This is a genomic window from Streptomyces sp. NRRL B-24572 (genome assembly GCF_002156145.1).
Classification (GTDB): domain Bacteria; phylum Actinomycetota; class Actinomycetes; order Streptomycetales; family Streptomycetaceae; genus Streptomyces; species Streptomyces vietnamensis.
In genome coordinates this window covers 1-2441 of record NZ_MWIG01001112.1, presented here as the reverse complement: position 1 = coordinate 2441, position 2441 = coordinate 1, and the positions used below count along the sequence as shown (strand labels likewise).

Genomic DNA, 2441 nt, shown 5'->3' with positions numbered 1-2441 from the left:
GAGACCGCCGAGGCCGCCGCCGCGGCCCTGGAGGAGGCCCGCACGGCCCGTACGGAGGCCGACGAGGCCGCCGCCGAGGCCGCCCGGCTCCGGGACGAGCGCCAGGAGGCCGCCCAGCGCGCCCGCCGGGTCGCCGACGCCCTCGCGGGCCTGGCGTTCCGGCTGCGCGAGCGGTCCGCCTGGCAGGCCAAGCTCCGCGAACTCGCCGACGACGCCGCCGAGTCCGAGGCCCGCGCCCAGACCTGCCTGGAGCGCGCCCGCGCCGCCGACGAGGACCGCCGCGCGGCCCAGCGCGCCGCCGACGACGCCCACCGCACCGCCCGCGCCCTGCGGGCCGAGCGCGCCGAGATCGCCGGCGCCCCCGACACCCTCCCCGAGGAGGACCCGGCCGCGCCCCGCACCGCGCTCCCCACCCTCCGCGAGGCCTACCGTGCGGCCTCCCAGGTGTACGAGAAGGTCGGCGTCGGCGCCGACCTGCGCGCCGAGCAGGCCCGCGCCGAGAGCGACGAGTCCGCCGCCCTCGCCGAGCTCGACCGCCTCACCAACAAGGTCCGCACCCGCGCCGAACAGCTCCTGGAGTCCACCGACGGCGCCGACGGCCCGTCCCGGCAGGCCGCCGCTGCCCGCGCCGAGGCCCTGGTCCAGATGCTGGAGACCCGCGCCTCCGAGGCGAGCGAGAAGCTCGGCCGGCTGCGCGGCGAGGCCGAGCGCCTGGCCCCCGAGGACGGCGAGGCGCACACCGAGCTGCCCGAGGAGCTCGTACCCGCCGACGCCGAGCGGGCCCAGGCCCTGCTCCGTACCGCCACCGGCGAACTCGCCTCCCGCACCGACGCCCTGGAGGCGGCGCGCGCCGCCCACGCCGGGCTGCTCCGGGACCACCGGGCCGCCGAGGACGCGGCCGGCGGCTTCGACGAGACGGCGGCCCTGCTGCGGGACCTGCTCCGCGACCACGCGGACGAGGAGCGGGAGGAGACCGAGGCGTACGGCGGAACCCTGGAGGAGGCCCGTACGGTGGCGGCCGAGGCGCGGCGCGCGCTGCGCGGCTGCACCGCCGAACTGTCCGCCGCCGACGCCGCCGTGCGCGAGGCCAGCGACATCCTCGTCCGGCACGCCAACTCCACCCGCTACGAGCAGGTCCGCACCCCCGCCCGCCAGCAGATCCGCGAGCTCCCGGCCTCCGCGCTGCCCGAGCACGCCGCCAAGTGGGCCGAGGCCTTCGCGCCCCGACTGCGGGTCCTCACCGACGAACTGGAGCAGCTGGAGCGCAACCGGGACTCGATCGTGGACCGGCTGCGCGGCCTCGTGGAGTCCTCGCTCGCGACGCTCCGCTCCGCCCAGCGGCTCTCCCGGCTCCCCGAGGGCCTCGGCGAGTGGTCGGGCCAGGAGTTCCTCCGTATCCGCTTCGAGGAGCCCGACCAGGCCACGCTCGCCGAGCGGCTCGGCGAGGTCGTCGACGAGGCGACCCGCGCCGCCGTCAAGAAGAACTCCGACCTGCGGCGCGACGGCATGTCCCTGCTCCTGCGGGGCGTCCAGGCCGCGCTCGAACCCAAGGGCGTCTCGGTCGAGATCCTCAAGCCGGACGCGGTGCTGCGCGCCGAGCGGGTCCCCGTCGGGCAGATGGGCGACGTCTTCTCCGGCGGCCAGCTGCTCACCGCGGCCATCGCCCTGTACTGCACGATGGCGGCGCTCCGCTCCAACGACCGGGGCCGCGACAAGCACCGGCACGCGGGCACGCTGTTCCTCGACAACCCGATCGGCCGCGCCAACGCCACGTACCTCCTGGAGCTCCAGCGGGCCGTGTCGGACGCGCTGGGCGTCCAGCTCCTCTACACGACGGGCCTGTTCGACACGACCGCGCTCGCCGAGTTCCCGCTGGTGATCCGGCTGCGCAACGACGCGGACCTGCGGGCCGGACTGAAGTACATCAGCGTGGAGGAGCACCTGCGGCCCGGGCTGCCGCAGCCCGGCGGGGAGGGCGAGGCGATCCACGGCGAGATCACGGCGACGCGGATGTTCCGCCGCCACCAGTCCGACGAGCCGGACACCCCGTAGGAGTGCGTCGCACGACGCCGAGTGGCCCGGCCNNGGCCGGGCCACTCGGCGTCGGTGCTCAGGCCGCTTCGGACAGCGGCGTCGTCTCCGCCCGGCCCTCGTCGCGCCGCGCCCGGATCGGCGGGCGCGCCGTGCTGCTCGGCTCCGACACCACGCCGTTGCGCTGACGCCACACCTGACGGGTGATCCAGACGTCGAGGACGCTCCAGGTCGCCACGACGGTCGAGGCCACCGCGGTGACGGTCATCGGAAACGCCAGCCACGCGCCCGCGACCGAACAGTAGAAGGCCACCACGGCCTGGATGAGTGTCACCGACGTGATCATCACGGCTCGCACGGCGGCGTTGCGCACCGGATCGGGCATCCGTCGCCGGCCCCGCTCGTCCTCC

At 76.5% G+C, this 2441-nt stretch carries 1 protein-coding gene and 1 pseudogene; one reads left to right on the top strand and one right to left on the bottom strand.

The window, feature by feature from the left end; genetic code table 11:
• Positions 1-2052 (top strand): annotated as a pseudogene (locus CCN56_RS40625) (hypothetical protein); the annotation flags it as partial.
• Between the two features lie 58 nt (positions 2053-2110).
• Here the strand turns inward: CCN56_RS40625 and CCN56_RS40620 are convergent.
• Positions 2111-2441, bottom strand: a 331-nt coding sequence (locus CCN56_RS40620; RefSeq protein WP_086832546.1) for a hypothetical protein, incomplete at its 5' end; no start/stop codon positions are given.